25 protein-coding genes and 1 riboswitch are annotated in these 25,458 nt (G+C 69.1%); of the genes, 7 read left to right on the forward strand and 18 right to left on the reverse strand.

The features are described 5' to 3' along the window. The first annotated feature begins 158 nt into the window (after positions 1-158). Complete coding sequence (locus tag ACQ5DX_RS16590; protein ID WP_430333626.1) at positions 159-1,496, forward strand: D-alanyl-D-alanine carboxypeptidase family protein; 1,338 nt, start codon at positions 159-161, stop codon at positions 1,494-1,496. 15 nt (positions 1,497-1,511) lie between these two features. Here ACQ5DX_RS16590 and yhjD read toward each other — a convergent pair whose 3' ends face one another. The 9 genes from yhjD to ACQ5DX_RS16635 form a co-directional block, all read right to left on the reverse strand. Further along, complete coding sequence (yhjD, locus tag ACQ5DX_RS16595; protein ID WP_430333627.1) at positions 1,512-2,537, reverse strand: inner membrane protein YhjD; 1,026 nt, start codon at positions 2,535-2,537, stop codon at positions 1,512-1,514. A 7-nt stretch (positions 2,538-2,544) separates the two neighbouring features. Beyond that, the gene (gene trpS, locus ACQ5DX_RS16600) at positions 2,545-3,600 is read right to left on the reverse strand and encodes a tryptophan--tRNA ligase (RefSeq protein WP_430333628.1); all 1,056 of its coding nucleotides are present in this window, start codon (positions 3,598-3,600) and stop codon (positions 2,545-2,547) included. 14 nt (positions 3,601-3,614) lie between these two features. Next, on the reverse strand, positions 3,615-4,055 hold the full coding sequence (locus ACQ5DX_RS16605) for a barstar family protein (RefSeq protein ID WP_430333629.1): 441 nt from the start codon (positions 4,053-4,055) through the stop codon (positions 3,615-3,617). Next, entirely contained in the window at positions 4,055-4,549 is a 495-nt protein-coding gene (locus ACQ5DX_RS16610; protein WP_430333630.1) for a ribonuclease domain-containing protein, read from the reverse strand. The genes ACQ5DX_RS16605 and ACQ5DX_RS16610 overlap by 1 nt, the downstream gene beginning before the upstream one ends. Beyond that, the gene (locus ACQ5DX_RS16615; protein WP_430333631.1) at positions 4,549-5,352 is read right to left on the reverse strand and encodes an exodeoxyribonuclease III; all 804 of its coding nucleotides are present in this window, start codon (positions 5,350-5,352) and stop codon (positions 4,549-4,551) included. Before ACQ5DX_RS16615 ends, ACQ5DX_RS16610 begins: the two co-directional genes overlap by 1 nt. A gap of 37 nt (positions 5,353-5,389) precedes the next feature. Further along, complete coding sequence (locus ACQ5DX_RS16620; protein ID WP_430333632.1) at positions 5,390-6,589, reverse strand: MFS transporter; 1,200 nt, start codon at positions 6,587-6,589, stop codon at positions 5,390-5,392. A gap of 112 nt (positions 6,590-6,701) precedes the next feature. Further along, the gene (locus ACQ5DX_RS16625) at positions 6,702-7,919 is read right to left on the reverse strand and encodes an NADP-dependent isocitrate dehydrogenase (protein WP_430333633.1); all 1,218 of its coding nucleotides are present in this window, start codon (positions 7,917-7,919) and stop codon (positions 6,702-6,704) included. 272 nt (positions 7,920-8,191) lie between these two features. Further along, positions 8,192-9,778, reverse strand: coding sequence for a histidine ammonia-lyase (gene hutH, locus ACQ5DX_RS16630; RefSeq protein WP_430333634.1), 1,587 nt, complete (start codon positions 9,776-9,778; stop codon positions 8,192-8,194). A gap of 54 nt (positions 9,779-9,832) precedes the next feature. Beyond that, the gene (locus tag ACQ5DX_RS16635; RefSeq protein ID WP_430333635.1) at positions 9,833-11,227 is read right to left on the reverse strand and encodes an amino acid permease; all 1,395 of its coding nucleotides are present in this window, start codon (positions 11,225-11,227) and stop codon (positions 9,833-9,835) included. 239 nt (positions 11,228-11,466) lie between these two features. Beyond that, a riboswitch (SAM riboswitch) is annotated at positions 11,467-11,582 on the forward strand. Between the two features lie 148 nt (positions 11,583-11,730). Between ACQ5DX_RS16635 and ACQ5DX_RS16640 the strand changes: the two genes are divergently transcribed. Further along, a complete protein-coding gene (locus ACQ5DX_RS16640) occupies positions 11,731-13,032 on the forward strand; it encodes a bifunctional o-acetylhomoserine/o-acetylserine sulfhydrylase (RefSeq protein WP_430333636.1) in 1,302 nt (433 codons plus the stop codon). Continuing rightward, complete coding sequence (gene metX / locus ACQ5DX_RS16645; protein ID WP_430333637.1) at positions 13,029-14,177, forward strand: homoserine O-acetyltransferase MetX; 1,149 nt, start codon at positions 13,029-13,031, stop codon at positions 14,175-14,177. The genes ACQ5DX_RS16640 and metX overlap by 4 nt, the downstream gene beginning before the upstream one ends. A 45-nt stretch (positions 14,178-14,222) precedes the next feature. Here the strand turns inward: metX and ACQ5DX_RS16650 are convergent, their stop codons facing one another. Both ACQ5DX_RS16650 and ACQ5DX_RS16655 read right to left on the reverse strand, forming a co-directional pair. Beyond that, a complete protein-coding gene (locus tag ACQ5DX_RS16650) occupies positions 14,223-14,468 on the reverse strand; it encodes a DUF3017 domain-containing protein (protein WP_430335712.1) in 246 nt (81 codons plus the stop codon). 51 nt (positions 14,469-14,519) lie between these two features. After that, positions 14,520-15,392 (reverse strand): bifunctional methylenetetrahydrofolate dehydrogenase/methenyltetrahydrofolate cyclohydrolase, encoded by an 873-nt coding sequence (locus tag ACQ5DX_RS16655; RefSeq protein ID WP_430333638.1) that lies wholly within the window; start codon positions 15,390-15,392, stop codon positions 14,520-14,522. A gap of 31 nt (positions 15,393-15,423) precedes the next feature. On the opposite strand from ACQ5DX_RS16655, the gene ACQ5DX_RS16660 reads away from it, so the two are divergent. Further along, positions 15,424-15,930 carry a GNAT family N-acetyltransferase gene (locus tag ACQ5DX_RS16660; protein WP_430333639.1) on the forward strand — a complete coding sequence of 169 codons (507 nt, stop codon included), beginning with the start codon at positions 15,424-15,426 and terminating at the stop codon, positions 15,928-15,930. Between the two features lie 10 nt (positions 15,931-15,940). On the opposite strand, the gene ACQ5DX_RS16665 is transcribed toward ACQ5DX_RS16660, so the two are convergent. Beyond that, entirely contained in the window at positions 15,941-16,546 is a 606-nt protein-coding gene (locus ACQ5DX_RS16665; RefSeq protein ID WP_430333640.1) for a pentapeptide repeat-containing protein, read from the reverse strand. Between the two features lie 62 nt (positions 16,547-16,608). Between ACQ5DX_RS16665 and ACQ5DX_RS16670 the strand changes: the two genes are divergently transcribed. Continuing rightward, positions 16,609-17,073 (forward strand): tRNA (cytidine(34)-2'-O)-methyltransferase, encoded by a 465-nt coding sequence (locus ACQ5DX_RS16670; protein ID WP_430333641.1) that lies wholly within the window; start codon positions 16,609-16,611, stop codon positions 17,071-17,073. A gap of 154 nt (positions 17,074-17,227) precedes the next feature. Further along, a complete protein-coding gene (locus ACQ5DX_RS16675; RefSeq protein ID WP_430333642.1) occupies positions 17,228-18,247 on the forward strand; it encodes an alpha/beta hydrolase in 1,020 nt (339 codons plus the stop codon). 18 nt (positions 18,248-18,265) lie between these two features. Here the strand turns inward: ACQ5DX_RS16675 and ACQ5DX_RS16680 are convergent, their stop codons facing one another. After that, positions 18,266-19,159, reverse strand: coding sequence for a LysR family transcriptional regulator (locus ACQ5DX_RS16680; RefSeq protein WP_430333643.1), 894 nt, complete (start codon positions 19,157-19,159; stop codon positions 18,266-18,268). A 91-nt stretch (positions 19,160-19,250) separates the two neighbouring features. Here ACQ5DX_RS16680 and ACQ5DX_RS16685 point away from each other — a divergent pair, with 91 nt between their 5' ends. After that, entirely contained in the window at positions 19,251-20,315 is a 1,065-nt protein-coding gene (locus tag ACQ5DX_RS16685; RefSeq protein WP_430333644.1) for a TDT family transporter, read from the forward strand. 18 nt (positions 20,316-20,333) lie between these two features. Here ACQ5DX_RS16685 and ACQ5DX_RS16690 read toward each other — a convergent pair whose 3' ends face one another. The 5 genes from ACQ5DX_RS16690 to ACQ5DX_RS16710 all read right to left on the reverse strand — a co-directional run bounded on the left by ACQ5DX_RS16690 (position 20,334) and on the right by ACQ5DX_RS16710 (position 25,422). Then, positions 20,334-20,720, reverse strand: a complete 387-nt coding sequence (locus ACQ5DX_RS16690; RefSeq protein WP_430333645.1) for a DUF302 domain-containing protein — start codon at positions 20,718-20,720, stop codon at positions 20,334-20,336. Between the two features lie 47 nt (positions 20,721-20,767). Further along, positions 20,768-21,034: a metal-sensitive transcriptional regulator gene (locus ACQ5DX_RS16695; protein WP_081182665.1), complete on the reverse strand. Its 267-nt coding sequence runs from the start codon at positions 21,032-21,034 to the stop codon at positions 20,768-20,770. 101 nt (positions 21,035-21,135) lie between these two features. Then, positions 21,136-23,301: an MMPL family transporter gene (locus ACQ5DX_RS16700; protein WP_430333646.1), complete on the reverse strand. Its 2,166-nt coding sequence runs from the start codon at positions 23,299-23,301 to the stop codon at positions 21,136-21,138. A 121-nt stretch (positions 23,302-23,422) separates the two neighbouring features. Next, a complete protein-coding gene (locus ACQ5DX_RS16705) occupies positions 23,423-23,731 on the reverse strand; it encodes a rhodanese-like domain-containing protein (RefSeq protein WP_430333647.1) in 309 nt (102 codons plus the stop codon). A gap of 26 nt (positions 23,732-23,757) precedes the next feature. Continuing rightward, on the reverse strand, positions 23,758-25,422 hold the full coding sequence (locus ACQ5DX_RS16710; protein ID WP_430335713.1) for an FAD-dependent oxidoreductase: 1,665 nt from the start codon (positions 25,420-25,422) through the stop codon (positions 23,758-23,760). Positions 25,423-25,458: the final 36 nt, after the last annotated feature.

The following is a 25,458-nucleotide window of genomic DNA, read 5'->3' on the forward strand; positions in this document are numbered from 1 at the left end:
ACCACCGTTTTGCGCACTTGGCGCTGCTCCCGACCGGTTCGGGGCAGCGGCAAGTGCGCAAAACGCGTTTCAGGGGTGGGTCATCGGGTTCCGCAACGCACTCGTGACCGGCGTTACAGCGACACGCCGGGTCTGCTTCCCTACCCTGGACTTTCGTTATGACTGCACTTCCGAAGTCCGCGCGGCGGCGACTCCTCCTGACCGCCACGGCCTCCGCACTCGCTCTCGGTGCGGGGGTGGCCCCGGCGGCGGCTCTCCCGATGCCGGCGCAGTTCGCGCCGGCGGCGGACGTGGGCCCCGCGCCCACCACCACTCCCCCGTTCAGCACACCGAACACCGACGAATGCCCGCAGCGGCAGGCCCCGCCGCCCGCGATCGACCTGTCCGAGGCACCGCGCCCGGGTGAGCAGGCGCCGGCCCCGGTCCCGGTGCCCGACGATCCCGTCGGCGGTGCGGCTCTCGGCAACTGCGGAATCGTCACCGCACCCGGAACCCCGCCGCTGCCGGCCGACATCTCGGCCCACGGGTGGGTGCTGTCCGACCTCGACTCCGGTCAGATCCTCGCCGCGAAGGACCCGCACGGACGCTACCGGCCCGCCAGCACCATCAAGATCCTGCTGTCGCTGGTCGCGCTCGACGAACTCGACCTGAACCACACCGTCACCGCCACCCCGGATGACGCGGCGATGGAGGGCAGCTCCGTCGGTCTCGGCGCCGGCGGCACGTACACCAACCTGCAGCTGATGCAGGGCCTCGTGATGCGGTCGGGCAACGACGCCGCCCACGCGCTCGCTGCGCAACTCGGCGGCGACGAGGCCACCGTCGCGAAGATGAACGCCAAGGCGCACTCCCTGGGCGCGCTGGACACCCGGACGGCGTCGGTGTCGGGCCTCGACGGGCCGGGCATGTCGACGTCGCCGTACGACCTGGCGCTGTTCTTCCGGGCGGCGATGCAGAACCCGACGTTCGCGCAGCTGATCTCGACCGAGACGGTGCAGTTCCCGGGGCATCCCGCAGACCCGACGAAGCCCGACGACAAGCCCGTCGAGCCCCACCCGATCTACAACGACAACCAGCTGCTCGCCAACTATCCGGGCGCGCTCGGCGGCAAGACCGGCTACACCGACGACGCCCGGCAGACGTTCGTCGGCGGTGCCGACCACGACGGGCGGCGCCTCGCGGTGACGCTCATGGCCGCCGACGTGCTGCCGATCCGCCCGTGGGAGCAGGTGTCCCGCCTGCTCGACTACGGCTACAGCCTGGACCGCACCGCCGAAGTGGGCACGCTGGTCGACCCGGTCGCCGCGTCGGACACGCCCGCCGTGGAGGTCGCCGGACCGGCCACGCACGGCCCGGGCGGGATGGATCTGGCGTCGGGTTCGGACCTGCCGAACAAGGACATCGCCGGCCGCGTCGCGGTCGGGCTCGTCGGGTTCTGTGTGGTCGTCGGGCTGCTCGTGTGGGCGCGCGCACTGACCCGCCGCCGACGTCGCTGATCCCCGGCGGGGTCGTCAGTCGCCGCGCCGCCGCCACAGGCCGGCGAGTCCGATGGCGGCGAGCGCCCCGGCCCCGGTGAACGCGAGCGCCTCGCGCACCGTCGGCCCCTCACGCAACTGCACGCGCGGCCGAATGACGGCCGAATCAGGCGGCGGCACAAAGGCATTCGCGAGGTTGTCTCGCGCCGTCGCGGCCCACGCGGTCGCGAACAGGATGAGTCGCGCGGCGAGGTTACTGAAGACCAGCAGACCGATGATCGGCCCGAACGCGACACCGGCCGGCCCGTGGGTGACGGCGGTCAGATAGATCGCACCCACCTGCCGGAAGAGTTCGAACACGATCGCAGCCCCGAACGCCGCACGGACCGCGCTGCGCAGCGTGACCGGTTCCCGGGGCAGCCTCGCGATCACCCACGTGAGCAGGGCCCACGTCGCGAGCACACTGATCGTCACCGACGCGATCCGCAGCGCCACCCCGATCCCGGTGACGTCCTGCAGGCCGAGCCGCTGGACGACCCACTGCGCGACCGGACCGTTGCTGAGCGCGGACAGGCCGAACGTCACGAGCATGGCCAGTCCGAGGCCGAGGAGTGAGACGAGGTCGCGGAGCTTGGTGGTGACGAAGCCGTCGCTGTCGTGCTTGTGCTCCCACATGGCGGTGAGCGCATCGCGCAGGTTCGCCATCCAGCCGAGCCCGGCGTAGGCGGCGACGAGCAGACCCAGCACACCGACCCCGGCACGGGAGTCGATCGCGGAATCGATGAGGCCGTTGACGGTCTCGCCGAGGCCGCCGGGCATGTTGTTGCTGACCTGCTGCTGGATCTCGGTGATCCAATCGGGGCGACCGGCGAGCACGAAGCCCGCGATGGCGAAGGCCACCATCAGGATCGGCACGATCGCGAGCATCGTGAAGTACGCGATCCCCGCGGCGTAGTGGTCGCCCTTCTGCTGCTGATAGCGACCGCCCGCGCGGACGAGGTGATCCAGCCACGGCCGCGCCGCACGCTGCTTGTCGAGGAAGCTGGGTGCGGCGTCGGCCATCTACGAACTACCCCCTAGTGGTCAGGAAACCCACCTTCTCATAGACCTGACCCAGTGTCCGGGCAGCGACTTCCCGCGCGCGGTCGGCACCGGCCGCGAGGATGCGGTCCAGTTCGGTGCGATCGGAGAGGTAGGCGTCGACCTTCTCGCGCAGCGGGGTGACGAACTCGGTGAGCACCTCGGCGGTGTCGGCCTTGAGGTCGCCGTAGCCGCGGCCCTCGTAGCCCGCGACGAGATCCTCGACGCTCTTGCCGGACAGCGCCGACTGGATGGTGAGCAGGTTGCTGACGCCGGGCTTGTTCGCCGGGTCGAACCGGATCTCGCGCTCGTTGTCGGTGACCGCGGACTTGATCTTCTTGGCCGAGACCTTGGGATCGTCGAGCAGGTTGATCAGGCCGGCCGGGGTGGGGCCGGACTTGCTCATCTTCGACGTCGGGTCCTGCAGGTCGTAGATCTTGGCGGTGCCCTTGATGATCTGGGCCTCGGGGATCACGAACGTCTTGCCGAAACGCGTGTTGAAGCGGCCGGCCAGGTCGCGCGCGAGCTCGAGGTGCTGACGCTGATCCTCGCCCACCGGGACGCGCTGCGGGCGGTAGAGCAGGATGTCGGCCGCCATCAGCACCGGGTAGGTGAACAGGCCGACGCTGGCGTGCTCGCTGCCCTGACGGGCGGACTTGTCCTTGAACTGCGTCATGCGGCTGGCCTCACCGAAGCCGGTGATGCAGTTGAGCACCCAGGCCAGCTCGGCATGCTCGGGCACCTGGCTCTGCACGAACAGCGTCGCCCGCTCCGGATCGATACCGACGGCCAGCAACTGAGCGACGGCCCGCAGGGTGCGCTGCCGCAGCTCCTTCGGGTCCTGCGGCACCGTGATCGCGTGCAGGTCCGGGATGAAGTAGAAGGCGTCGAAGTCGTCCTGCAGGGGCACCCACTGCTGCAGCGCACCGAGGAAATTGCCGAGGTGGAACGAATCGGCGGTGGGCTGGATACCCGACAGGACGCGCGGCTTCGCCGGCGAAGAGGCTGCTGGGTTCGTCGCGGTATTTTCTGCAGTGCTCGACATAATCCTCGATACTTTCACGCGCCGGGATCGGCGATGCGAGGCAGGTGCACGCCGACCGCTGCGAACCGGTCGACGACAGTGTCGTCGCGTCCGGGTCGGACCTGCAACACGATTGCCGCCGCCGTGTGACCGACGGCCGCCGTGAACCACGACAGCTCCGCCGGCTGCTCGGCCAGCAGGACGTCGGCGTCCAGCACCAGCACCACGGCGTCGTCGCCGACCGTGTCACCGATCTCGCCGAAGCACTCGTCGAAAGCGTCCCTGTTGCGGCCGAAGTAGTACGGGAACTGCAGCGCGGCCGCGAACTCGTCGAACAGCGCCGCGACGGTCGGCATCCGGCGCCCCCGCACGTGCCGCACCGGACGGACGCCGCGCAGGTCCTCCTCGATGCCCGCCGCCCGAGTCGGAGCTGCGACCAGCAGCGACAGCCCGCTCGGGAACGTCGGTGTCGGCATCAGCGCATCCTCACGAACGTCTCGTAGTGGTCGTCGGTGTACCACGCGGATCCGTCGCTTCCGGTGATGATGCGCTCCGCGTCGCGTCCGCGTCCGTTCTGTTTCCGGTTGACGTCCCACTCCTGGTAGCGAACCTTCTGCCCGCCGCTCGACGCGGGCAGACGTCCCTCGTGGTTTCCGAACGTCCGGCCGCCCTCGGTGCCGGGAGCGTCGGAGGGCGGCCACCGGCCGGCGTCGATCGCGGCGAGCGTGGCCCAGGCCGTCTGCGGCACCGCGCCGGCCTGCTGCGCGACGGTGGTGGTCGCGTTCGCGGTGGTCTTGCCGGTGGTGGTCTTCGCCGGCGCAGTGCTGGTGACCGAGCTCGACGACGCCACGGACGACGACGCGGGGGCGGTGTCGTCACTGCCGTTCTGCGTCCCGACGAACACCGCCACGGCGAGACCCGCGAGGGCCACCAGCAGCGCGACGATCGGGTTCTTCCGGGGCGCCGCCATCAGCGGAACTGCACGGTGACGGGCGCGTGGTCCGACCAGCGCTCGGCGTACGTCGCGGCCCGCTCGACCCGGGCCTCCTTCGCCCGCGCCGCCAGACCGGGGGTGGTCAGGTGGTAGTCGATACGCCATCCCGCGTCGGTGTCGAAGGCCTTGCCGCGGTACGACCACCACGAGTACGGGCCGTCGACGTCCGGGTGCAGCCCGCGCACGACGTCGACCCACCCGCCGTCGGTGAGCAGGGCGTCGACCCATGCGCGCTCCCCCGGCAGGAAGCCGGACTTCTTGACGTTGCCCTTCCAGTTCTTGATGTCCCGCTCGGTGTGGGCGATGTTCCAGTCGCCGCACACGAGCACGTCGCGTCCGGCCGCGGCTGCCGCCTCGGCGCTGCGCGTCAGGTGCGCGGCGAACGACGCCATGAACCGTTCCTTCTGCTCCTGCTTCGGGGTCTCGGCCTCACCGGTCGGCAGATAGAGGCTGCCGACGGTCAGCGCATCGAAGTCGGCCTCGATGTAGCGGCCCGCGTCGGCGAACTCGTCGTCGCCGAACCCGATGCGCATGGCGTCGGCCGGACGACGTGACAGCACGGCCACGCCGTTGCGGCCCTTCGCGGACGGCTCGGCCGACGCGACATGCCAACCGGCGTCGAAGGCAGGGGCGAGCGTCTCCCGCAGCTGCTCGTCCGACGCACGCGTCTCCTGCAGGCACACGACATCCGCCTGCGATCCCGTGAGCCACTCGAGCAGACCCTTCTTGGCCGCAGCTCGGACGCCGTTGACATTGACCGTGGTGATGATGTGGGGCACGCCCAGAACCGTAGCCGACGCCGCGGACAGCGCCGTCTCAGCGGCGAGCGGTCACGACCGCGACCGCGAGCACGGCGAGCCCGGCGGCGGCCAGCCCCGCCCCCACGAGGGCGGGCGCGGTGTAGCCGAAGCCGGCCGCGATCACGACGCCGCCGATCCAGGCACCGAACGCGTTCGCGATGTTGAGTGCGGAGTGGTTGAGCGCGGCCGCGAGGGTCTGCGCGTCGGCGGCGACGTCCATCAGCCTGGTCTGCAGGCCCGGCACGAGCGCCGATCCTGCGGTCGCGACGAGGAACAGCACGATCATGGCCGTGTAGGGGTTGTGGGCGGCGAGCGCGAACACCGCCAGGAACACCACGAGCACGCCCATCATGGCGAACAGGCCGCGGGTGAGCGCTCGGTCCGCGAGCACGCCACCGACGACGTTGCCGGCGACCATGCCGAGTCCGTAGATCATGAGTGCGAGCGGCACCAGCGACATCGGCAGTCCGGCGACCTCGGTCATCGTCGAGGCGACGTAGGTGTAGACCGCGAACATCCCGCCGAAGCCCACCATGCCGACGACGAGCGTCAGCCACACCTGCCCGCGCCACAGGGCCCCCAGCTCGGTGCGCGGGTCGGTGGTCCGCAGGGTGTGCAGTGACGGAACCCACGCGGTGATCGCGACCACGGTGACGGCTCCGATGGTGGCGACCAGGGCGAAGGCGCTGCGCCAGCCGAGGTTCTGGCCGAGCCACGCGGCGACGGGCACCCCGACGACGTTGGCGACCGCGAGCCCCGACATCACCGTCGCCACCGCCTTCGCCCGCTGCCCGCGCTCGGCGAGGTGTGCCGCGACGAGCGACGCGACGCCGAAGTAGGCGCCGTGCGGAAGTCCCGCGACGAAGCGCGCCACCATCAGCCCGCCGTAGTTCGGCGCGACGATCGCCGCCGCGTTGCCCACCGTGAACGCGACCATGAGCGCGATCAGCAGCGTCTTGCGCGGCATCCGGGCGGTCAGCGCCGCGATCAGCGGCGCACCCACCACCACGCCCAGCGCGTACGCGGTGATGACGTGCCCGGCCGTCGGTTCCGGGACACCCAGCCCGTCCGCGATCTGGGGCAGCAGCCCCATCGCCACGAACTCGGTGGTGCCGATGCCGAAGCCGCCCATCGCGAGCGCGAGCATCGCCCGGCGCCGCCCGAGGGGCGTGAGAGGTGTGCTCGAGGACGCGGGTGCGATCGCCGAGATGGTCAAGAAACGAGGGCCTTCCGACACGGGGGACAACAGACGATCGAGGCTAGCGACCAAATGGAAACGGGACGTTCCCACGAGGGGAACGTCCCGTTTCGGCGTCGGGCTTACGCGATCAGGCGCGCGCCTTCTGCAGGTTCTCGTCGAGGGTCGCCAGGAACTCCTCGGTGGTCTGCCAGGCCTGGTCCGGGCCCACCAGCAGTGCGAGGTCCTTGGTCATCTGGCCGTTCTCGACGGTCTTGATGACGACGTCCTCGAGCTGCTGCGCGAACTCGATCAGCTCCGGCGTGTTGTCCAGCTTGCCGCGGTGCTCGAGGCCCCGGGTCCAGGCGAAGATCGACGCGATCGGGTTCGTCGACGTCGGCTTGCCCTGCTGGTGCTGACGGTAGTGGCGCGTGACGGTGCCGTGTGCGGCCTCCGCCTCGACCGTGCGGCCGTCCGGGGTCATCAGCACGGAGGTCATCAGGCCCAGCGAGCCGTAGCCCTGCGCGACGGTGTCGGACTGAACGTCGCCGTCGTAGTTCTTGCAGGCCCAGACGTAGCCACCCTCCCACTTGAGGGACGAAGCGACCATGTCGTCGATGAGGCGGTGCTCGTAGGTCAGGCCCGCGGCGTCGAACTCGGCCTTGAACTCGTCCTCGTAGATCCGCTGGAACTCGTCCTTGAACATGCCGTCGTAGGCCTTCAGGATCGTGTTCTTGGTGGAGAGGTACACCGGGTAGTTCTGCTGCAGGCCGTAGGACAGCGAGGCCCGCGCGAAGTCCTGGATGGACTTCTTGTAGTTGTACATGCCCATGACGACGCCGCCGTCCTCGGGAATGCGGCACACCTCGTGCTGGATCGGCTCGGAGCCGTCCTCGGGGGTGTAGGTGATGGTGACAGTGCCGGCGCCCGGGACCTTGAAGTCGGTGGCGCGGTACTGGTCACCGAACGCGTGACGTCCGACGATCACCGGCTTGGTCCAACCGGGGACCAGACGCGGGACGTTGGAGATCAGGATCGGCGCACGGAAGATGGTGCCGCCCAGGATGTTACGGATGGTGCCGTTCGGGGAACGCCACATCTTCTTGAGGCCGAACTCCTCGACCCGAGCCTCGTCCGGGGTGATCGTCGCGCACTTGACGCCGACGCCGTGCTTCTTGATCGCTTCTGCAGCGTCGATCGTCACCTGGTCGTCGGTGGCATCGCGATGCTCGATCCCCAGGTCGTAGTACTCGAGATCCACATCCAGGTACGGATGGATCAGCTTGTCTTTGATGAACTGCCAGATGATGCGGGTCATCTCGTCGCCGTCGAGTTCGACGACCTTGCCTTCGACCTTGATCTTGGACATGGGGGCTTCGCGTCCTCCTAGGAAGTTTCCCTGGTTCCGTTCCCTGGGTATCGGGGGTGCGCGGACCACTTTGTGAGTGAGCCCGCCAACGGTTCAATTATCAAACGTATCCGGTTCGGATCGTCCGTGTCAGGCCGACCCAAACATGACGAGCGTACTGCTATCCGTAGCGAAGGCAACCACTGGCCCGAAAACCGCACACCCTACCGTCCAGTAACCAGGGGTCCCCGGAGGGTCGCCGCGACGGTACGCGGCGACCCTCCGTCAGCCGATCAGCCCAGGTCGCCCACGACGGCCTCGGCGCTGTCGAGCAGCGCGCCCGACGCGGCCAGCTGCACCGCCGCCTCGATCTCGGGGGCCAGGTAGCGGTCGGTGCCGGGGCCCTCGACGTGCTCACGGAGCGTGGCGCGCACGGCACCGGTCGCCGGGGACGGCTGCAGCGGCGCCCGCAGGTCGAGACCGCGCGCCGCGGTGAGCGCCTCGATGGCCAGCACCCGGGTGAGTCCGTCGATCGCGCGACGCAGCTTGCGCGCTCCCGACCAGCCCATCGAGACGTGGTCCTCCTGCATCGCCGACGAGGGGATCGAATCCACGCTCGACGGCGCCGCGAGACGCTTCAGCTCGGAGACGATCGCCGCCTGCGTGTACTGGGCGATCATGTGCCCGCTGTCGACACCCGGGTCGTCGGCGAGGAACGGCGGCAGTCCGTGGTTGCGGGCCTTGTCCAGGAACCGGTCCGTGCGGCGCTCGCTCATGCTCGCCACGTCGGCGACGACGATCGCCAGGAAGTCCAGCACGTACGCCACGGGCGCACCGTGGAAGTTGCCGTTCGACTCGACCCGACCGTCGAGGGTGACGACCGGGTTGTCGACGGCACTCGCCAGCTCGTACGAAGCGATCCGCTCCGCATGGGCGAGGGTGTCGCGGGCACCGCCGGCGACCTGCGGCGCGCACCGCAGCGAGTAGGCGTCCTGGACGACCGTGCAGTCCGGGTTCGCGTGGCTGGCGACGATCTCCGAGCCGGCGAGGAGCCGGGTCATGTTCGCGGCCGCCACCGCCTGCCCGGGCTGCGGGCGCAGCGCCTGAAGGTCGGCGGCGAAGACCTTGTCGGTTCCGAGCAGGCCCTCGACGCTCATCGCCGCGGTGATGTCGGCGAGCGAGAGCAGCTTGTGCAGGTCGTGGCAGGCGAGCACCAGCTGGCCCAGCATGCCGTCGGTGCCGTTGATGAGGGCCAGGCCCTCCTTCTCCTCCAGCTCGACCGACTCGATCCCGGCGGCGGCGAGCGCGTCGGCCGCGGGCATGAGCTCGCCGTCCGCGTTCCGCACGGTGCCTTCCCCGATGACGGCGAGCGCGACGTGCGCCAGCGGCGCGAGGTCGCCGGAGCAGCCGAGGCTGCCGTACTCGTGGACCACGGGGGTGATCCCGGACGACAGCAGCGCCGCGTAGACCTGCGCCACCTCGGGGCGAACGCCGGTGCGGCCGGTCGCCAGCGTGGACAGGCGCAGCAGCATCAGCGCGCGAACCACCTCGCGCTCCACCTCGGGACCGGACCCGGCGGCGTGCGAGCGGATCAGGCTGCGCTGCAACTGCGCCCGCAACTCCAGCGGGATGTGCCGGGTGGCCAGCGCACCGAATCCGGTGGACACTCCGTAGACCGGCTTGGGGTCCTCGGCCAGTGCGCGGATGCGGGCGCGGCTCTCGCCGATCGCCGACAGCGCGTCCTCGGACAGTTGCACCGTGGCCCCGAATCGTGCGACGCGCACGACTTCCTCGGGCGTCACCGCGCCGACACCGACAACGACAGGTGCGATCTCTTTCGCTGCCTGGTCCGCGGTCCGCGGGAGGGTGTTCGTGGTCATACCTTTATTCTCCGTTTCAAGGGTAAGAAGTCGTGCTCTAAGTAGTCGTCGGTGTCAGACGGGGTCGACGAGGATCTCGTCCTCGGGCGCGGGCTCCTCGGGTCGGACCCAGCGGCGGTAGGCCAGGGCGAGCAGCACCAGCCACACCGCACCGACCACGATCGCCACGCGGGTGTCGGCGTCGAAGGCGAGTAGCGCGATCACGAAGCCCAGGAAGCCGATCGCGACCAGCTGCCCGTACGGCCAGAACGGCACCGGGAACTTCAGGGCGGCGGCCTCGTCCGCGCTCATCCGCTTCCGCGAGCGGTACTGAGCGAGCAGGATCATCAGCCAGACGAAGATCGTCGCGAAGGTCGCGATCGACGCGATGACGAGGAAGACCCGGTCCGGCATCAGGTAGTTGAGCAGGACCCCGACCAACAGCGCGGCGACCATGATGACCACCGTCATCCACGGGACACCGTTGCGGGAGACCCGACCCATCACCGCGGGCGCCTGGCCTCGCTGCGCCATCCCGTACATCATGCGTCCGGCACCGAAGATGTCGCTGTTGATCGCCGACAGGGCGGCCGTGATGACGACGACGTTGAGCACCGTCGCGGCCGGACCGATGCCGAGCCCCTGGAAGATCTGCACGAAGGGGCTGCCGTCGGCCCCGATGCTCTGCCACGGGGTGATCGCCATGATCACGGCCAGCGTGAGCACGTAGAAGACGATGATCCGGATGGGCACAGTGTTGATCGCTCGTGGAATCGTGCGCTGCGGATCCTCGGCCTCACCGGCCGTGATGCCGATGATCTCGGTACCGCCGAACGCGAACATCACGATCGCGAAGCAGCCGAGGAACCCGCCGATCCCGGTGGCGAAGAACCCTCCCTGGCTCCACAGGTTCGACACTCCCTCACTGGTGTCGTGGAGACCGAACCCGAAGACAAGGACCGCGATACCACCGGCGATCATCGCCACGATCGCCACGATCTTGACGATCGTGAACCAGAACTCCACTTCGCCGAAGACCTTGACGCTGAGCAGGTTGATCGCACCGATGAAGAAGATGACCGACAACACCCAGATCCACCGTGGGACATCCGGGAACCAGAAGCCCATGTAGACGCCGAAGGCCGTCACGTCCGCCAGGCAGACCACGATCATCTCGAACGTGTAGGTCCAGCCGGTGGCGAAGCCCGCGAGCGGGCCCAGGTGCTTGCTCGCGTACTCACCGAACGAACCCGATACCGGGTTGCTCACCGCCATCTCGCCGAGCGCACGGAGCACGATGTAGATCACCGCACCGCCGATCAGATACGCCAGCAGGACGGCCGGCCCTGCCCGGTTGATCGCCTCCGCCGAGCCGTAGAAGAGCCCGGTTCCGATGGCGGATCCGAGGGCGATGAAGCGGATGTGGCGCGCTGTGAGACCTCGGGTCAGCGCCGAGGCGGTGTCTTTCACAATGAAACTCCCTGGAAGGTGGCATTGTCAGCAGGCGCGTCGTCGACTCGAGGCCCGCGGGTTTTGTGCGACTTTTGTGCACTGCGTCACAACCTGCGCGACATGTCTAGTCCTGTCTATACATGTTCGTCAAGTGCGGGTTTGCCTTGTCCGTTTCGACGTCCGCTTCGACATCCGTTTCGACGGACCTGCCCGCCCTCCTTCCAACCGTGCGGTCGATACCGCTACTATCGGCGGAAGGTCATGAGTGTCAGCGTCAAGCCCCGGCTCGCTGGCCGGCAACCCTCCAACCGCGGTGGGGTGCCCCGGGTGATGACCAGGTTGACCGACGCAAGTCGGGAAACAAGCGCGGGTCCGCTGGGACGGACCCACTGACCGGGCCATGCCCCACCGGAGGTTCACCATGTGTTGTTGTCTCGAGTAGCCGGTCTCCACGCGCGCATTCCATGCTGCGCCCATCCCCCTGCTGACAGCCCTCTCCCGAACCTGGAGTAGAACGACTCATGACCGAAATCACGGATCCCTCGGCGACCTGGAGCTTCGAGACAAAGCAGATCCACGCGGGTCAGCTGCCCGACGGCACCACCAATGCGCGCGCGCTGCCGATCTACCAGACCACGTCGTACACGTTCGACAGCACCGATCACGCGGCGGCGCTGTTCGGCCTGGCGGAGCCCGGTAACATCTACACGCGGATCATGAACCCGACGCAGGACGCCGTCGAGCAGCGGATCGCCGCGCTCGAGGGTGGCGTCGCGGCGCTGCTGCTCGCGTCCGGTCAGGCCGCCGAGACGTTCTCGATCCTCAACCTCGCCGAGGCCGGCGACCACATCGTGTCGAGCCCGCGCCTGTACGGCGGCACGTACAACCTGTTCCACTACTCGCTGCGCAAGCTGGGCATCGAGGTCTCGTTCGTCGAGAATCCCGACGACATCGAGCAGTGGCGTGCCGCGATCCGCCCGAACACCAAGGCGTTCTACGGCGAGTCGATCTCCAACCCGCTGGGCGACGTGCTCGACATCCCGGGCATCTCGAAGGTCGCGCACGAGAACGGCGTCCCGCTCATCGTCGACAACACGGTCGCGACGCCGTACCTGATCCGTCCACTCGAGCACGGCGCCGACATCGTCGTCCACTCGGCTACCAAGTACCTCGGCGGCCACGGCACCGCGGTCGCGGGCGTGATCGTCGACGGCGGCACCTTCGACTGGACGCAGGGCCGGCACACGAACTTCACGACGGCCGATCCCAGCTACCACGGCGTCGTGTACGCCGACCTGGGCGCCCCGGCGTTCGCGCTCAAGGCCCGCGTGCAGCTGCTGCGCGACCTCGGTGCCGCGATCTCGCCGTTCAACGCGTTCCTGATCTCGCAGGGCATCGAGACGCTGAGCCTGCGCATGGAGCGCCACGTCGCGAACGCGAAGTCCGTCGCCGAGTACCTCGAGGCTCGCCCCGACGTGAAGTCCGTGTCGTACGCCGGGCTGAAGTCCTCGCCGTGGCACGAGCGCGGGAATACGCTGGCGCCCCGCGGCACCGGCGCGATCGTCGCGTTCGAGCTCGCCGGCGGCATCGAGGCGGGCAAGAAGTTCGTCAACGCGCTCACGCTGCACAGCCACGTCGCCAACATCGGTGACGTCCGTTCGCTGGTGATCCACCCGGCCTCGACCACCCACTCGCAGCTGACCCCCGAGGAGCAGCTCGCGTCGGGTGTCACACCGGGTCTGGTGCGCCTCGCCGTCGGTATCGAAGGCATCGACGACATCATCGCCGACCTCGAAGCCGGGTTCGCGGCGGCGGCATCTTGACCGTCAGCTCCGTTCGCAACGCCCGTCCGGCGGGATTTCCTCCGCCGGACGGGCAGTTGGGCTTTGTCCACATCGGCTCGATCGAACTCGAGAACGGTGCGGTGCTGCCCGATGTCACCCTCGCCGTCCAGCGATGGGGTGAGCTCTCCCCCAACCGGGACAACGTGGTCCTCCTCGAACACGCCCTCACTGGTGATTCTCACGTCACCGGTCCGGCCGACGACGAGCACCCGTCCCCCGGATGGTGGGACGGCATGGTCGGCCCCGGCGCGCCGATCGACACCGACGAGTGGTGCGTGCTTGCGACCAACGTGCTCGGCGGCTGCCGCGGCACGACGGGCCCCGGTTCGCACGCGGCCGACGGCTCGGTGTGGGGATCCCGTTTCCCCGACATCTCCATCCGCGACCAGGTGACAGCCGAGGTCGCGCTCGCGGATGTGCTGGGCATCGAACGCTTTGCGGCCGTCGTCGGGGGGTCGATGGGCGGAATGCGGGCGCTCGAGTGGATCATCGGGTATCCCGACCGGGTCGACGCGGCCCTGATCCTCGCGGCCTGCGCGCGCGCGACCGCCGACCAGATCGGTACCCAGACCACGCAGATCCAGATCATCGCGAACGACCCCGACTGGCAGGGCGGCGACTACCACGGCACCGGGCGCATCCCGCGCGCTGGACTGGGGCTCGCCCGCCGGATCGCGCACCTGTCGTACCGCACCGAGAACGAACTGGACTCGCGCTTCGCGAACAACAACCAGGCCGGCGAGAACCCTTGGGCCGGTGGACGTTACGCAGTGCAGAGCTACCTCGACCATCAGGCCGACAAGCTGGTCGCGCGCTTCGATCCGGGCACGTACGTGCTCCTCACCGAGGCCTTGAACCGGCACGACGTGGGCCGCGGCCGCGGCGGTGTCGAGGCCGCCCTCGCGTCGACCGACGTCCCGGTGATCGTCGGCGGTGTCGACTCGGATCGCCTTTACCCACTGCGGCTGCAGCAGGAACTCGCAGACGGGCTTCCCGGCTGTGACCGGCTGCGCGTGCTCGAGTCGAAGGACGGTCACGACGGCTTCCTCACCGAGGCCGACGCGGTGACCGAACTGCTGAAGGAGACCCTGGAGCTGGCGCGCGCCGCTCGTCGGGACCGGTAGTCCACACACCTCGAAGATCGGTGCGCTCACCGCGCACCCTGTGGATCAGTCGGTGCCGAGCGGATCGATCGATGCCGCCAGCGCGATGATCGCCGCGCCGACAACGGTCATGGCCGCGACGTCGAATCCCTTGCCGCGCACCGCGAGCAGTCCCACCCGATCGGGTGACACCACGGCGCGCAGCACCGCCGCCAGCAGCATGGCACCCCCGAGGATGAGAGCACCACGCCGCCAGCGATCGGCCAACACCAGCACGAAGGCGGCCGCCACCACGAGGAGGACGGCCACCATCGGCAGGTTCCGGCGAAGGAACTGCGTCACGCGCTGGGACACCAGGCGAGCCTAGCTACGGTCTGTCCCGGCGACACCGGCGAGCTGCTCGGCCCGCTCGACGACGTTGGTGAGCAGGAACGCGCGGGTGAGCGGTCCGACACCGCCCGGGTTCGGCGAGACGAACCCGGCGACCTCGCGGACGTCGTCGGCGACGTCGCCCCGCAGGCCGTCGGCGGTGCGGCTGACACCCACATCGAGGACCGCGGCACCGGGCTTGACCATGTCGGCGGTGATGAGACCGGCGACGCCTGCGGCGGCGACGACGATGTCGGCGCGGCGCACCTCGGCGGCGAGATCCTTTGTGCCGGTGTGGCACAGCGTGACCGTCGCATTCTCTGAGCGGCGGGTGAGCAGCAGCCCGATGGGGCGGCCGATCGTGACGCCGCGGCCGACGACCGTGACGTGGACGCCGTCGATCGGCACCTCGTAGCGGCGCAGCAGGTGCACGACACCACGCGGGGTGCACGGCAGCGTCGCTTCCTTGCCGAGGACGAGGCGGCCCAGGTTCACCGGGTGCAGGCCGTCGGCGTCCTTGTCGGGGTCGATGCGCTCGAGGGCGGCGTTCTCGTCGAGGTGCTTGGGCAGCGGGAGCTGGACGATGTAGCCGGTGCACTCGGGGTTCGCGTTGAGCTCGTCGATCGTGGCCTCGAGCTCAGCCTGGGTGATGTCGGCGGGCAGGTCACGGCGGATCGAGGTGATACCGAGCTTGGCGCAGTCGTTGTGCTTGCCACGCACATAGGATGCGGAACCGGGGTCGTCGCCGACGAGGATCGTCCCGAGTCCGGGCGTGATGCCCTTCTCCTTCAGGGCTGCCACCCTGACCTCGAGGTCCTTGAAAATCTCGTCGCGGGTTGCTTTGCCATCCAGGATCGTTGCAGTCACGGCGACCATTGTTCCAGGCTAGGGTCGCTGCGTGACACCGGCTCCGGAACTTCGTGGTCCACGCGTCGTGCTGACCGTGGTCCGGCCCGCACAGCACGGGCGGCTGCGCGAGATCCATCGGCTGCCCGAGGTCAGCCGGTGGTGGAAGGACCCCGACAACGGCTGGCCCTCCCCCGAGCCCGGAACGGTCGCGTACGCCGTGCTCGAAGGTGACCGCGTCGTGGGATTCGCGCAGTGGTACCAGGAGTCGGATCCGGAGTTCCGGCACGCCGGGCTCGACCTGTTCCTCGACCCGTCCGTCCACGGCCGCGGGTTGGGCACCGAAGTGGTCCGGGTGCTGTGCAGCCATCTCGTCGATGACCTCGGCTTCCATCGGATCGTCATCGACCCGGAGGCCACGAATGCCGCGGCGATCGCGTGCTATCGAAAGGTCGGCTTCCGCGAGGTCGGCGTCATGCGCGAGTACTGCTGCGGCGCCGACGGCGTGTGGCGGGACGGGCTGCTGATGGATCTGTTGGCCCGCGAACTGGTCTGCTGACCGGGACCGCTCACCACGGTTCGACGACGAGCCCCCGTGCTGTCGCGTAGGCCACGGCCTGCGTGAGCTCCACCTGGGTGCCGTCGAGGGTCGCGGCGGTCCACAGCCCGGGATCGATGTGGGCGCCGCGCAGGTCGGCCCCCTCCAGCCGCAGCCCTTCGACCCGGGCACCGAGGAGGTCGACCGAGCGCAGGATCGCGCCCCGCATGTCGGCCTGCACGAGGTTGGCCTCCCGGAAGCCGGAGTCGGTGAAGTCGATGCCGCGCAGGTCGGCGCCGGCCATGGACACCAGCGTGAAGTCCACCTCGTCGATCAGCAGCGGCCGCAACTGACAGTCGACGAACACCGAGCCGAGCAGGCTGGATGCTCGAAAACTGCTGTGCCACAGGATGGTCCGGGTGAATGTGCACGACCGGAAGGCGCTCGAGAAGTGGTGCGAGTCGGTGAGGTCGGTGCCGGTGAAGTCGCACTCCGTGAACACGGAGAACTCGGTGCGCAGCTCGCTCAGGTCGGCGTCCCGGAACGAGCACTTGGTGTAGCGCTGACGGCTCCAGGTCTGCTGTGGCAGGCGCGCGTCGGAGAAGTCTTCTCCGACAAATTCCACGAGTTCGGCCATGTGCCCCATGCTGCCCCCGAACACCGACAATTACGACCGATCCGGGTTGGTACATTCCCGTGGTGTTCCGAGTGATGTTCCACGAGCCCCGCATCCCACCCAACACCGGCAACGCGATCCGCATGGTCGCCGGAACCGGGTGCGAACTGCATCTCGTCGGACCGCTCGGCTTCGACCTGTCCGAGCCCAAGCTGCGCCGCGCGGGACTCGACTACCACGACCTTGCGTCGGTGACCGTGCACGAGAATCTCGAGGCGGCCTGGGCTGCGCTGCAGCCGGAGCGGGTGTTCGCGTTCACGGCGCACGCGTCCACGTCATACGCCGACATCTCCTATCAGGCGGGCGACGTCCTGCTGTTCGGCCCCGAACCCACCGGCCTGTCGCAGGAGGTGCTCGAGGACCCGCACGTGACCGCGCAGGTGCGCATCCCGATGGTCCCGGGCCGACGGTCGCTGAACCTGTCGAACGCCGCCGCCGTCGTCACGTACGAGGCATGGCGGCAGCACGGTTTCGCCGGGGGCGTGTGACACCAGTCGGACAGTTGACCTGATCCGGTGTACGAGATCTTTGTCACACACGCTAGAGTGCCCTCGAAAACTGGATGATCAGGGGAAATACGTGTGACAGCGCGTTGCGGGCATGTCGGGCACCAGACCCCTCCGGGACCGTGAAGGATCACCTATGCGTACTGGAGCTTTTCGCCACGCGCGGAACGCGTGCGTTGCAGCGCTGTCTGTGGCGGTGCTCGCCACCGCCGGGCTCGTCGTGGGGGCACCCGCGGCGGGTGCGGAACCGGTGTCGCACCTGACCCGGGTGGACCGCGACGGGTCACGCGCGGTCACTGCACAGGTCTACTCCGCCTCGATGGACCGGGTCGTCCCGGTCCGGGTGCTGCTGCCCGCGGACACGTCCGCTCCCCGGCCGACGTTGTATCTGCTCAACGGTGCCGGCGGCGGCAAGACCGACGCGACCTGGCAGGCGAACACCGACGTCACCGAGTTCTTCGCGGACAAGTCCGTCAACGTGGTGACGCCGATGGACGGCGCCGCCAGCTACTACACCGACTGGGAACGCGACGACCCGGTTCTGGGACGCAACAAGTGGCAGACGTTCCTGACGCGCGAACTTCCGCCGATCATCGACGCCGAGTTCGGCGGTAATGGAACCAATTCGATCGCCGCCATCTCCATGACCGCGACGTCCGTGCTCAATCTGGCCATCGCGGCTCCCGGCCTGTACAAGGCCGTCGGCTCCTACAGCGGCTGCGCCGAAACGAGCAGCCCGATGGGCGCCGCGTTCGTGGACCTGGTGGTGCGGACGGCGGACGGCGCCGATCCGCAGAACATGTGGGGCCCGGTCGGTGGCCCCGGCTGGATCGCGAACGATCCTGTGGTCAACGCCGAGAAGCTGCGTGGGACAACGCTGTACGTCTCCTCCGGTTCGGGCCTGCCCGGACGGTACGACCACCTCGACGCGCCCGGTGTCGACGGGGACCTGAAGGACTTCGCTCGTCAGGTGGTCGTCGGGGGCGTCATCGAGGCCGCCACCAACGTGTGCACCCGCAACCTCGCGAACCGCCTGAGCCAGCTGGACATCCCGGCGACCTTCGACTTCGCCCCCACCGGCTCCCACTCGTGGCTCTACTGGCAGGACGATCTGCACAGGTCCTGGCCGCTGCTGGCCACCGCGATGGAGATCTGAGCGCGAGTGCTCGGCTCGTCAGCCGGCGGCGCGGGCGATCTCGAGGAAGTCGCGGGCGGCGCCGCGCAATCCGCGGCCCTCGTCCCACACCGCGAGCAGGCGGCGCGGCAGGCGCAGCCCCTCGACCTCGACGGACGCGAGACGACCGTCGTTCAGGTCGGCCTCGACGGCGAGCGACGACACCACCGCCGGCGCGTTGCCCGCGACGACGGCGGCCTTCACCGCGGTGCACGACGTCAGCTCGAGCAGCGGCTCGACGCAGCCGGGGACCGCGTGTTCGAGGGTGGTGCGGGTACCGGAGCCGGATTCACGCTGGATCAACGGTGTCGCCGCGAGTTCGGTCACGGCGATCGGCGCCCGGCGGATCCATTTGTGGCCGGGCGGGACGATGACGACGAGTTCGTCGCGGGCGACCTCGACGGAGCGCAGCCCGTTCGGGACCTCCGGTCCCTCGACGAAACCGAGGTCGGCCTCCCCTGCCCGAACCTGGGCCACGACCTCGGTGGAGTTCAACAGCCGCACCGACGTCACGACGCTGGGGTTCTTCCGCCGCATCGTGACGGTCCATCCGGGCACTAGGTACTCGGCGATGGTCATGCTCGCGGCGACGGTCAGGTTGGCGTCCCGTTCGCCGCGCAGGGCCGCGACCCCGGATGCGAGTTCCTCGGCGGAGTCGAGGATCGCCGACGCCCATTCGAGGACGAGCGCGCCCTCGGCGGTGGGCTGGACACCACCCGCGCCGCGATCGAAGACGCGGAGCCCGAGCTGACGTTCCGCGGAGCGCACTCGCGCACTGACGGCCTGCTGACTGAGACCGTGTTCGCGTCCGGCGGCGCCCATGCTCCCGAGTCGCCCCACCGCGACCAGCACATCCAGCGCGGCGAGTTCGGGAACACGGTTCGAAAGCGGCATACCTCCAAGGCTAGCCCCACAAACGCTGTTTGTATCTCATCTACTCCAAGGCTTCTACCGGGAACAACGCCGAAACATCAGAGTTAGTCTCATGCTCACAATTCCGCGTCTGGCCCACTTGACCCCCAATTGGTTCGCCATCGTGATGGGGACGGGAATCATCGCCGTCGCCACGTCGTCGCTTCCGGTGAATCTCCCCGGCCGACGCGGGATCGCAATCACGTTCTGGCTGCTGGCCACGGTCCTGCTGGCCGTGCTGGTGACCGCGTTCGTCGTCCACTGGGTCCGGCACACCGAACACGCCCGCGACTACGCCCGTAGCGCCACGATGTTCCCCTTCTACGGTGCGCTGCCGATGGCCGTGCTCACCGTGGGCGCCGGCACCGCGGCGGTCGGGTCGACCGTCATCTCGCCGGGTATCGCATTCGGGATCGCCGGCACGTTGTGGGCGATCGGCACCGCCGCCGGACTCGTGACGTGCGCCGTGATGGGGATGCGTCTGCGGGTGGTCGCCGATCGCGGCACCCCGACTCCGGCCTGGCTGATGCCTGTGGTGCCGCCGATGGTGTCGGCCGCGACGGGCGCCGCGCTGGTGAACCACCTGCCCGCGGGATGGCCCCGGGTCGCGATGTTGGCGGGCTGCTACGCGCTGTTCACCCTGGCGCTGGTCTTCGCGCTGGTGATTGCCATGCTGGTCGGACGCGAGTTCGGTGAGCGCGGACTACCGCCGCTGCAGGCCCTGCCGACCATGTGGATTCCGCTCGGCATCGTGGGTCAGTCGGTGGCCGCCGCGAACCTCCTCGGCACCGCGGCCGAGCACGCCGTCGATCACGGCGTCGCCGACACCCTGCATGTGTTCGGGCTGGCGTACGGACTGCTGATGGGGACCGTGATGATCGTCGCGCTCACCGCGGTGAGCCTCGTGACGGCGCGGGCCTTCCGTCAGGGTCTGACCTTCACCATGAGCTGGTGGAGCTTCACGTTCCCGGTGGGCGCGTGCGCGGTCGGGATGGGTGCCTTCGGCGTGGCCGGCGACTTCGACATCCCGCGCGCGCTGTCGGCCGGACTGCTGTGCGCCCTGGTCGTCGCCTGGTGTGTGGTGGCCGTGCACACCGCACATCGGGTTCGGACCAGGGCGCTGCCCGCTCCGGCCTGAGCCGGTCGGGGCTACCGCTCAGGCGAGGGCGTCGATCGCCGTCTGCAGCCGGGTGGTGGCCTCGGCGGCGACGGCCTCGAGCTCCGGCTCCCCGGTCACCTCGACCATGAGCGCCGGGTTCATGGCCTCGACGATCACGTCGTCGCCGTCGGCGCGGACGACCACGTTGCAGGGCAGCAGCAGACCGATCTGACGGTCGACCCCGACCGCGCGGTGCGCGAGCTGCGGGTTGCAGGCGCCGAGGATGAGGTACGGCTCCATCTCGGCACCGATCTTCGCCTTCAGCGTCGCCTGCATGTCGATCTCGGTGAGGACACCGAAACCCTGCTCCTGCAGCGCCGCCCGCGTCTTGGCGACGGCGTCGTCGAACTCGGTGTTCAAGCGTGTCGAGATTCCCAGTTCCATCACTGACTCCTCACGGTTGTCGGTTCGGTTCCCGGTCAGGCCCGGTGTCACGCCAGTGCCAGGAACAACTTCTCCAGCTCGGCCTCGGTGAGCGGCTCGGACGCCTTGCCGTCGCCGGCCAGGCATTCGCGCAGCCCGGTCGCGACAATCTTGAATCCCGCCCGGTCGAGCGCCCGGGACACCGCCGCCAACTGTGTGACGACGTCCTTGCACTCGCGGCCGTTCTCGATCATCGAGATGACTCCGGCCAACTGTCCCTGCGCGCGGCGCAGGCGGTTGAGCACCTGGGCGATGCTCTCTTCGTCTCCGGTCATGGGACCTCCTCGTTTCCTCTCCAGATTACCCGCAGGGGTATCCGTACCCGGTGGGCTGTGACCGAGTCGATCGGTCACAGCCCACCCGGATCGACCGGCAATCACCCGTGGGAGAACTTGATGTTCGGCAGGGCCTTACGCAGCCAGTTCGGCGACCACCAGGCGGCGTTGCCGGTCAGCCGCAGCAGCACCGGCAGCAGCACCAGGCGAATCAGGACGGCGTCGAGCAGGACCGCGATGCCGAGCAGGATGCCCATCTCCTTCGGCGGCAGCGGTTCGGCCAGCGCGAAGCTGAAGAACACGCCGACCATGACCGCCGCGGCCGCGAAGATCACCCGACCCGAGTGCGCCATGCCCGAGATCTGGGCGCCGCGCGCATCACCGGTCGTCTCGTACTGCTCCTTGACGGTCGACAGCAGGAACACCGTGTAGTCCATCGCGATCGCGAAGATCATCGCGAAGAAGAACACCGGACCCCAGCCGTCCAGGAAGCCCTGCGGGGTGAAGCCGAGCAGGTCGGACAGGTGCCCGTCCTGGAAGATCAGCTTCGACGCACCGAACGCCGCACCGGTCGAGAGCAGGCTCACCACCGTGCCGATCAGCGAGACCAGCGGGGCCTGCAGTGCCACGAGCAGCAGCAGGAAGCCCAGCACCAGGATCACGCCGATCACCAGCGGCAGGTAGTCGTTCAACGCCTGCTGCAGGTCCAGGTTCTCCGCCGGCGCACCGCCGACGAGCGCGCTGTCGGGCAGGTCGGCGCGCAGCGTGTCGAGCGTGCCGCCGAGCGCGGGATCCGACGGATCGACGGTCGGCAGCGCCTGCATCATCACCAGGTCGGAGCCGTCCATCGCCGGCATCGCGGGAGTCACCGCGGCCACCCCGTCGACGGACGACGCGGCTTCCGCGGCCGCCTGCGCATCGGACGCGGGGACGACGATCTGCAGCGCACCCGGCGCACCGATGCCCATCTGCTCCTGTACCAGTTCGTAGCCCTGACGCACGGCCGCGTCCTCGGGGACGACCTGGATCGACGGCATCGCGACCTTCAGCCCGGTGATGGGGATCGCCAGTCCGACGAGGATCGCGACGGCAGCGACCGCGAACGGCCACGGGTGCCGGTCCAGCAGCTTGCCCCACTTGGTGAACAGCGGCGAGCCGTCGGTCTGGTTCTGCTGCTTCTTGGCGTACGGCAGCGAACCGGCATTGACCTTGCGGCCCAGCTTGCCCAGGACCGCCGGCAGCAGCGTGAGCGTCGCGGCGAGGACGAACAGCACCGCGAGCATGATGCCGACCGCCATGGTCCGCACTGCGGGTGCGGGCACGAGCAGCACCGCCGACAGGCTCACCAGCACCGTCAGGCCGGACAGCAGCACGGCCTTGCCGGCGGTGTCCATCGTCTCGGCGACCGCCAGGCGCGCGTCGGCGTGCTTGCGCAGCGCGTCACGGAAGCGGACGACGAGGAACAGTGCGTAGTCGATGCCGAGGGCGAGCGCGAACATCATCGCGAAGTTCATGGCCCACACCGAGATCGGCGTGATCTCGTTGAGCAGCACCAGCCCGCCGGCCGACGCCACCAGGCCTGCGAGGGTCAGCAGCAGCGGCAGTCCCGCGGCGACGAGGGAGCCGAACGCGAGCACCATGATGCCGAGCGTGACCGGCCACGACATCATCTCGGCCTTGATCATCGCCTCGTGGTTGGCCTTGTTGAAGTCGCTCCACAGCGCCGACGCACCGGTCGGGTAGACCTCGATGCCGTCGCCGGACAGCGCCTTCAGGTCACCGCCCAGGTCGTCGACCGCGCGCACCATCTCGTCGGTGTTCGCGTTCGCGCCGGCGACCAGGATGCCGGTGTGCCCGTCGGGGCTGATCGTCATGCCGGGCTGCGGCGGGATCACCTCGCCGATGCGGGCGTCCGCGGTGAGCACCGAGGTGGCCTCGCCCAGCACCTGCTGCACGGCCGGGTCGCCCAGCGGCTTGTCGTCCGAGTGGACGACGACCTGGACGGCTGACGACGCGTTGCCGCCGAAGTGCTCCTGCGCGAGTTCGCGCACCTGGACCGACTCGGAGCCGTTCGCCTGCCAGCCGGCGCCGGCCAGCGAGCTGAACACCGACGGCGCGGCGGCGCCGAGAGCGACGACCAGGACGAGCCAGGCGGTGATCACCCATTTGAAGTTGTCGGCCATCGCGGCACCGAGCCGGGCGAGCGGTCCGCCGACGGATTCGGTGGTCGGCGGCAGAGAGTCCTGCCGCTGTCCGGTGGTGGTCATGGGAGATGCCTTTCGGTGTGGTGGGTGTTCGGTCGCGGTGCGTGAAATACGGGTGGGGGTATATGAGTGGCCCGAAGAAACCCGGTCGAGTACGCGAGACCTCGACCGGGTTCGGGTGGTACTAGTTGCCGGACTCGACGGTCCGGCCGGACTGCATCCAGGCCATGGTGCCGCCGGCGACGTTCACGGCGTCGATGCCGCGGGCCGCGAGGTACTCGGTGGCCTGACCGCTGCGGCCACCGACCGCGCAGATCATGTAGACGGTGACGTCGGCGGGAACCTCGTCCACGCGCGCGACGAACTCGCTCAGCGGGATCGAGACGGCGCCCGGGACCCGCGCCTCGGCGAACTCTTCCAGCTCACGGACGTCGATGAGGGGGGCGCCGGCGGCCAGCACCGATTCGAGTTCGGTCACGTCGATTTCACGCATGGGGTTCCTTCCGGATGTTCTGGTTTTCAGGAGGCTCGAGAACCGACGGGCGCGCTCGCGCGCTGCCCTGCGTCCCACGTCTTGTAGCCGCCGTCGAGGTTGACCGCGGGGCGGCCCAGCTGTCCGAGCAGTCGCACCGCGGTGTGGCCACGCTGACCCACCTGGCAGTGCACGATCAGGTCGCCGGCCGGCAGTTCGCCGACCCGGTCCCTGAGCTCGTCGAGCGAGACGTTCACGGCGCCCGGGATGGCGCCGGCCGCGAACTCGTCGGCGGTGCGGACGTCGACGAGCGACGCGCCACCGGCGACCAGGGTATCGAGTTCGTGCCACTGGACGGTGCGGGTGGCGCCGGTGCGCATGTTGTCGGCGATGTAGCCGAGCATGTTCACCGGATCCTTGGCCGAACCGAACTGCGGCGCGTAGGCCAGTTCGAGGTCGGCGAGTTCCGACGCGGTGATGCCGCCCGCCATCGCGGTGGCGATGACGTCGATGCGCTTGTCGACACCCTCGCCGCCCACGGCCTGGGCGCCGAGGATCGCGTCGGTCTCGGGGTCGACGAGCAGCTTGATCGCCATCGGCCGCGCGCCCGGGTAGTACCCGGCGTGCGACTGAGGATGGGTGTGAATGACGCTGTACGCCCGACCAGCCGCGCGCAGTCGCTTCTCGTTCCAGCCGGTCGCGGTGACGATGAGCCCGAAGACCCCGACCACAGCGGTTCCCGTGGACGACTTCGCGCGCACCGGACGACCGGCGATGACGTCGGCCACCAGCCGACCCTGCCGGTTGGCCGGGTTGGCGAGAGGGATCATCGCGACGCCTCCGCCGACAGCGTCACGCTTCTCGACGGCGTCGCCGACCGCGAAGACGTGCTGGACCGAGGTGCGCATCCGGTCGTCGACCACAACGCCCCCGCGCTCACCGAGCGTCAACCCGGCCATCTTCGCGAGCGTGGTCTCGGGGCGGACGCCGATCGCCATGACGACCACGTCGGCCGGGACCGTGCGGCCGTCCGCCAGGTCGGCGGTGGTCTCGTCGATACGGGTCAGCTGGGTGCCGAGTTCGAGGCGCACCCCGTTCTCGCGCATGCGGTCGGCGACCGGGGCCGCCATCTCGGGATCGAGCGGCGCGAGTACCTGGTCGGCGAGTTCGACGACGGTGACGTCGAGGTTCCGGTGGCGCAGGTTCTCGGCCAGTTCGACGCCGATGAAGCCGGCACCGACGATGACGGCGCTGGGCGTCGAGGACATCTGCGCCGACTCGATCCGTTCCACCAGCTGGTCGACGTCCTCGACGTCGCGCAGGATCAGGGCGCGTTCGACGCCGGGCAGCGGCGGCACGATGGGGCTCGCGCCGGTGCTCAGCACCAGTTCGTCGTAGCTCTCCACGTAGGTGTCACCGGATCCGAGGTCGTGGACGGTGACGGTGCGCGCGGCGGGGTCGATCGCGACGACCTCGCTGCGGACGCGGACGTCGAGCCGGAAGCGGGCGCCGAGGCTCTCCGGCGTCTGCAGCAGCAGCTCGTCACGGTCCTCGATGACACCGCCGGCGTAGTAGGGCAGACCGCAGTTCGCGAACGACACGTGCGCGCCGCGCTCGAACACGATGATCTCTGCCGACTCGTCCAGACGACGCATGCGGGTGGCGGCGGACATTCCGCCGGCGACACCTCCGACGATGACAACCTTCACGATCTACCTCCTCGTTGTTGCCGACGACTATACCCCAGG

This window comes from Rhodococcus sp. ACT016 (genome assembly GCF_050477185.1).
GTDB lineage: Bacteria > Actinomycetota > Actinomycetes > Mycobacteriales > Mycobacteriaceae > Prescottella.

Excerpts from the sequence above, each read along its gene's own strand:
- ACQ5DX_RS16590 (WP_430333626.1), top strand. The coding sequence starts at position 159 with ATGACTGCACTTCCGAAGTCCGCGCGGCGGCGACTCCTCCTGACCGCC.
- yhjD (WP_430333627.1), bottom strand. The coding sequence starts at position 2,537 with ATGGCCGACGCCGCACCCAGCTTCCTCGACAAGCAGCGTGCGGCGCGG.
- trpS (WP_430333628.1), bottom strand. The coding sequence starts at position 3,600 with ATGTCGAGCACTGCAGAAAATACCGCGACGAACCCAGCAGCCTCTTCG.
- ACQ5DX_RS16605 (WP_430333629.1), bottom strand. The coding sequence starts at position 4,055 with ATGCCGACACCGACGTTCCCGAGCGGGCTGTCGCTGCTGGTCGCAGCT.
- ACQ5DX_RS16610 (WP_430333630.1), bottom strand. The coding sequence starts at position 4,549 with ATGGCGGCGCCCCGGAAGAACCCGATCGTCGCGCTGCTGGTGGCCCTC.
- ACQ5DX_RS16625 (WP_430333633.1), bottom strand. The coding sequence starts at position 7,919 with ATGTCCAAGATCAAGGTCGAAGGCAAGGTCGTCGAACTCGACGGCGAC.
- hutH (WP_430333634.1), bottom strand. The coding sequence starts at position 9,778 with ATGACCACGAACACCCTCCCGCGGACCGCGGACCAGGCAGCGAAAGAG.
- ACQ5DX_RS16640 (WP_430333636.1), top strand. The coding sequence starts at position 11,731 with ATGACCGAAATCACGGATCCCTCGGCGACCTGGAGCTTCGAGACAAAG.
- ACQ5DX_RS16650 (WP_430335712.1), bottom strand. The coding sequence starts at position 14,468 with ATGGTGGCCGTCCTCCTCGTGGTGGCGGCCGCCTTCGTGCTGGTGTTG.
- ACQ5DX_RS16665 (WP_430333640.1), bottom strand. The coding sequence starts at position 16,546 with ATGGCCGAACTCGTGGAATTTGTCGGAGAAGACTTCTCCGACGCGCGC.
- ACQ5DX_RS16675 (WP_430333642.1), top strand. The coding sequence starts at position 17,228 with ATGCGTACTGGAGCTTTTCGCCACGCGCGGAACGCGTGCGTTGCAGCG.
- ACQ5DX_RS16680 (WP_430333643.1), bottom strand. The coding sequence starts at position 19,159 with ATGCCGCTTTCGAACCGTGTTCCCGAACTCGCCGCGCTGGATGTGCTG.
- ACQ5DX_RS16685 (WP_430333644.1), top strand. The coding sequence starts at position 19,251 with ATGCTCACAATTCCGCGTCTGGCCCACTTGACCCCCAATTGGTTCGCC.
- ACQ5DX_RS16690 (WP_430333645.1), bottom strand. The coding sequence starts at position 20,720 with ATGGAACTGGGAATCTCGACACGCTTGAACACCGAGTTCGACGACGCC.
- ACQ5DX_RS16695 (WP_081182665.1), bottom strand. The coding sequence starts at position 21,034 with ATGACCGGAGACGAAGAGAGCATCGCCCAGGTGCTCAACCGCCTGCGC.
- ACQ5DX_RS16700 (WP_430333646.1), bottom strand. The coding sequence starts at position 23,301 with ATGACCACCACCGGACAGCGGCAGGACTCTCTGCCGCCGACCACCGAA.
- ACQ5DX_RS16705 (WP_430333647.1), bottom strand. The coding sequence starts at position 23,731 with ATGCGTGAAATCGACGTGACCGAACTCGAATCGGTGCTGGCCGCCGGC.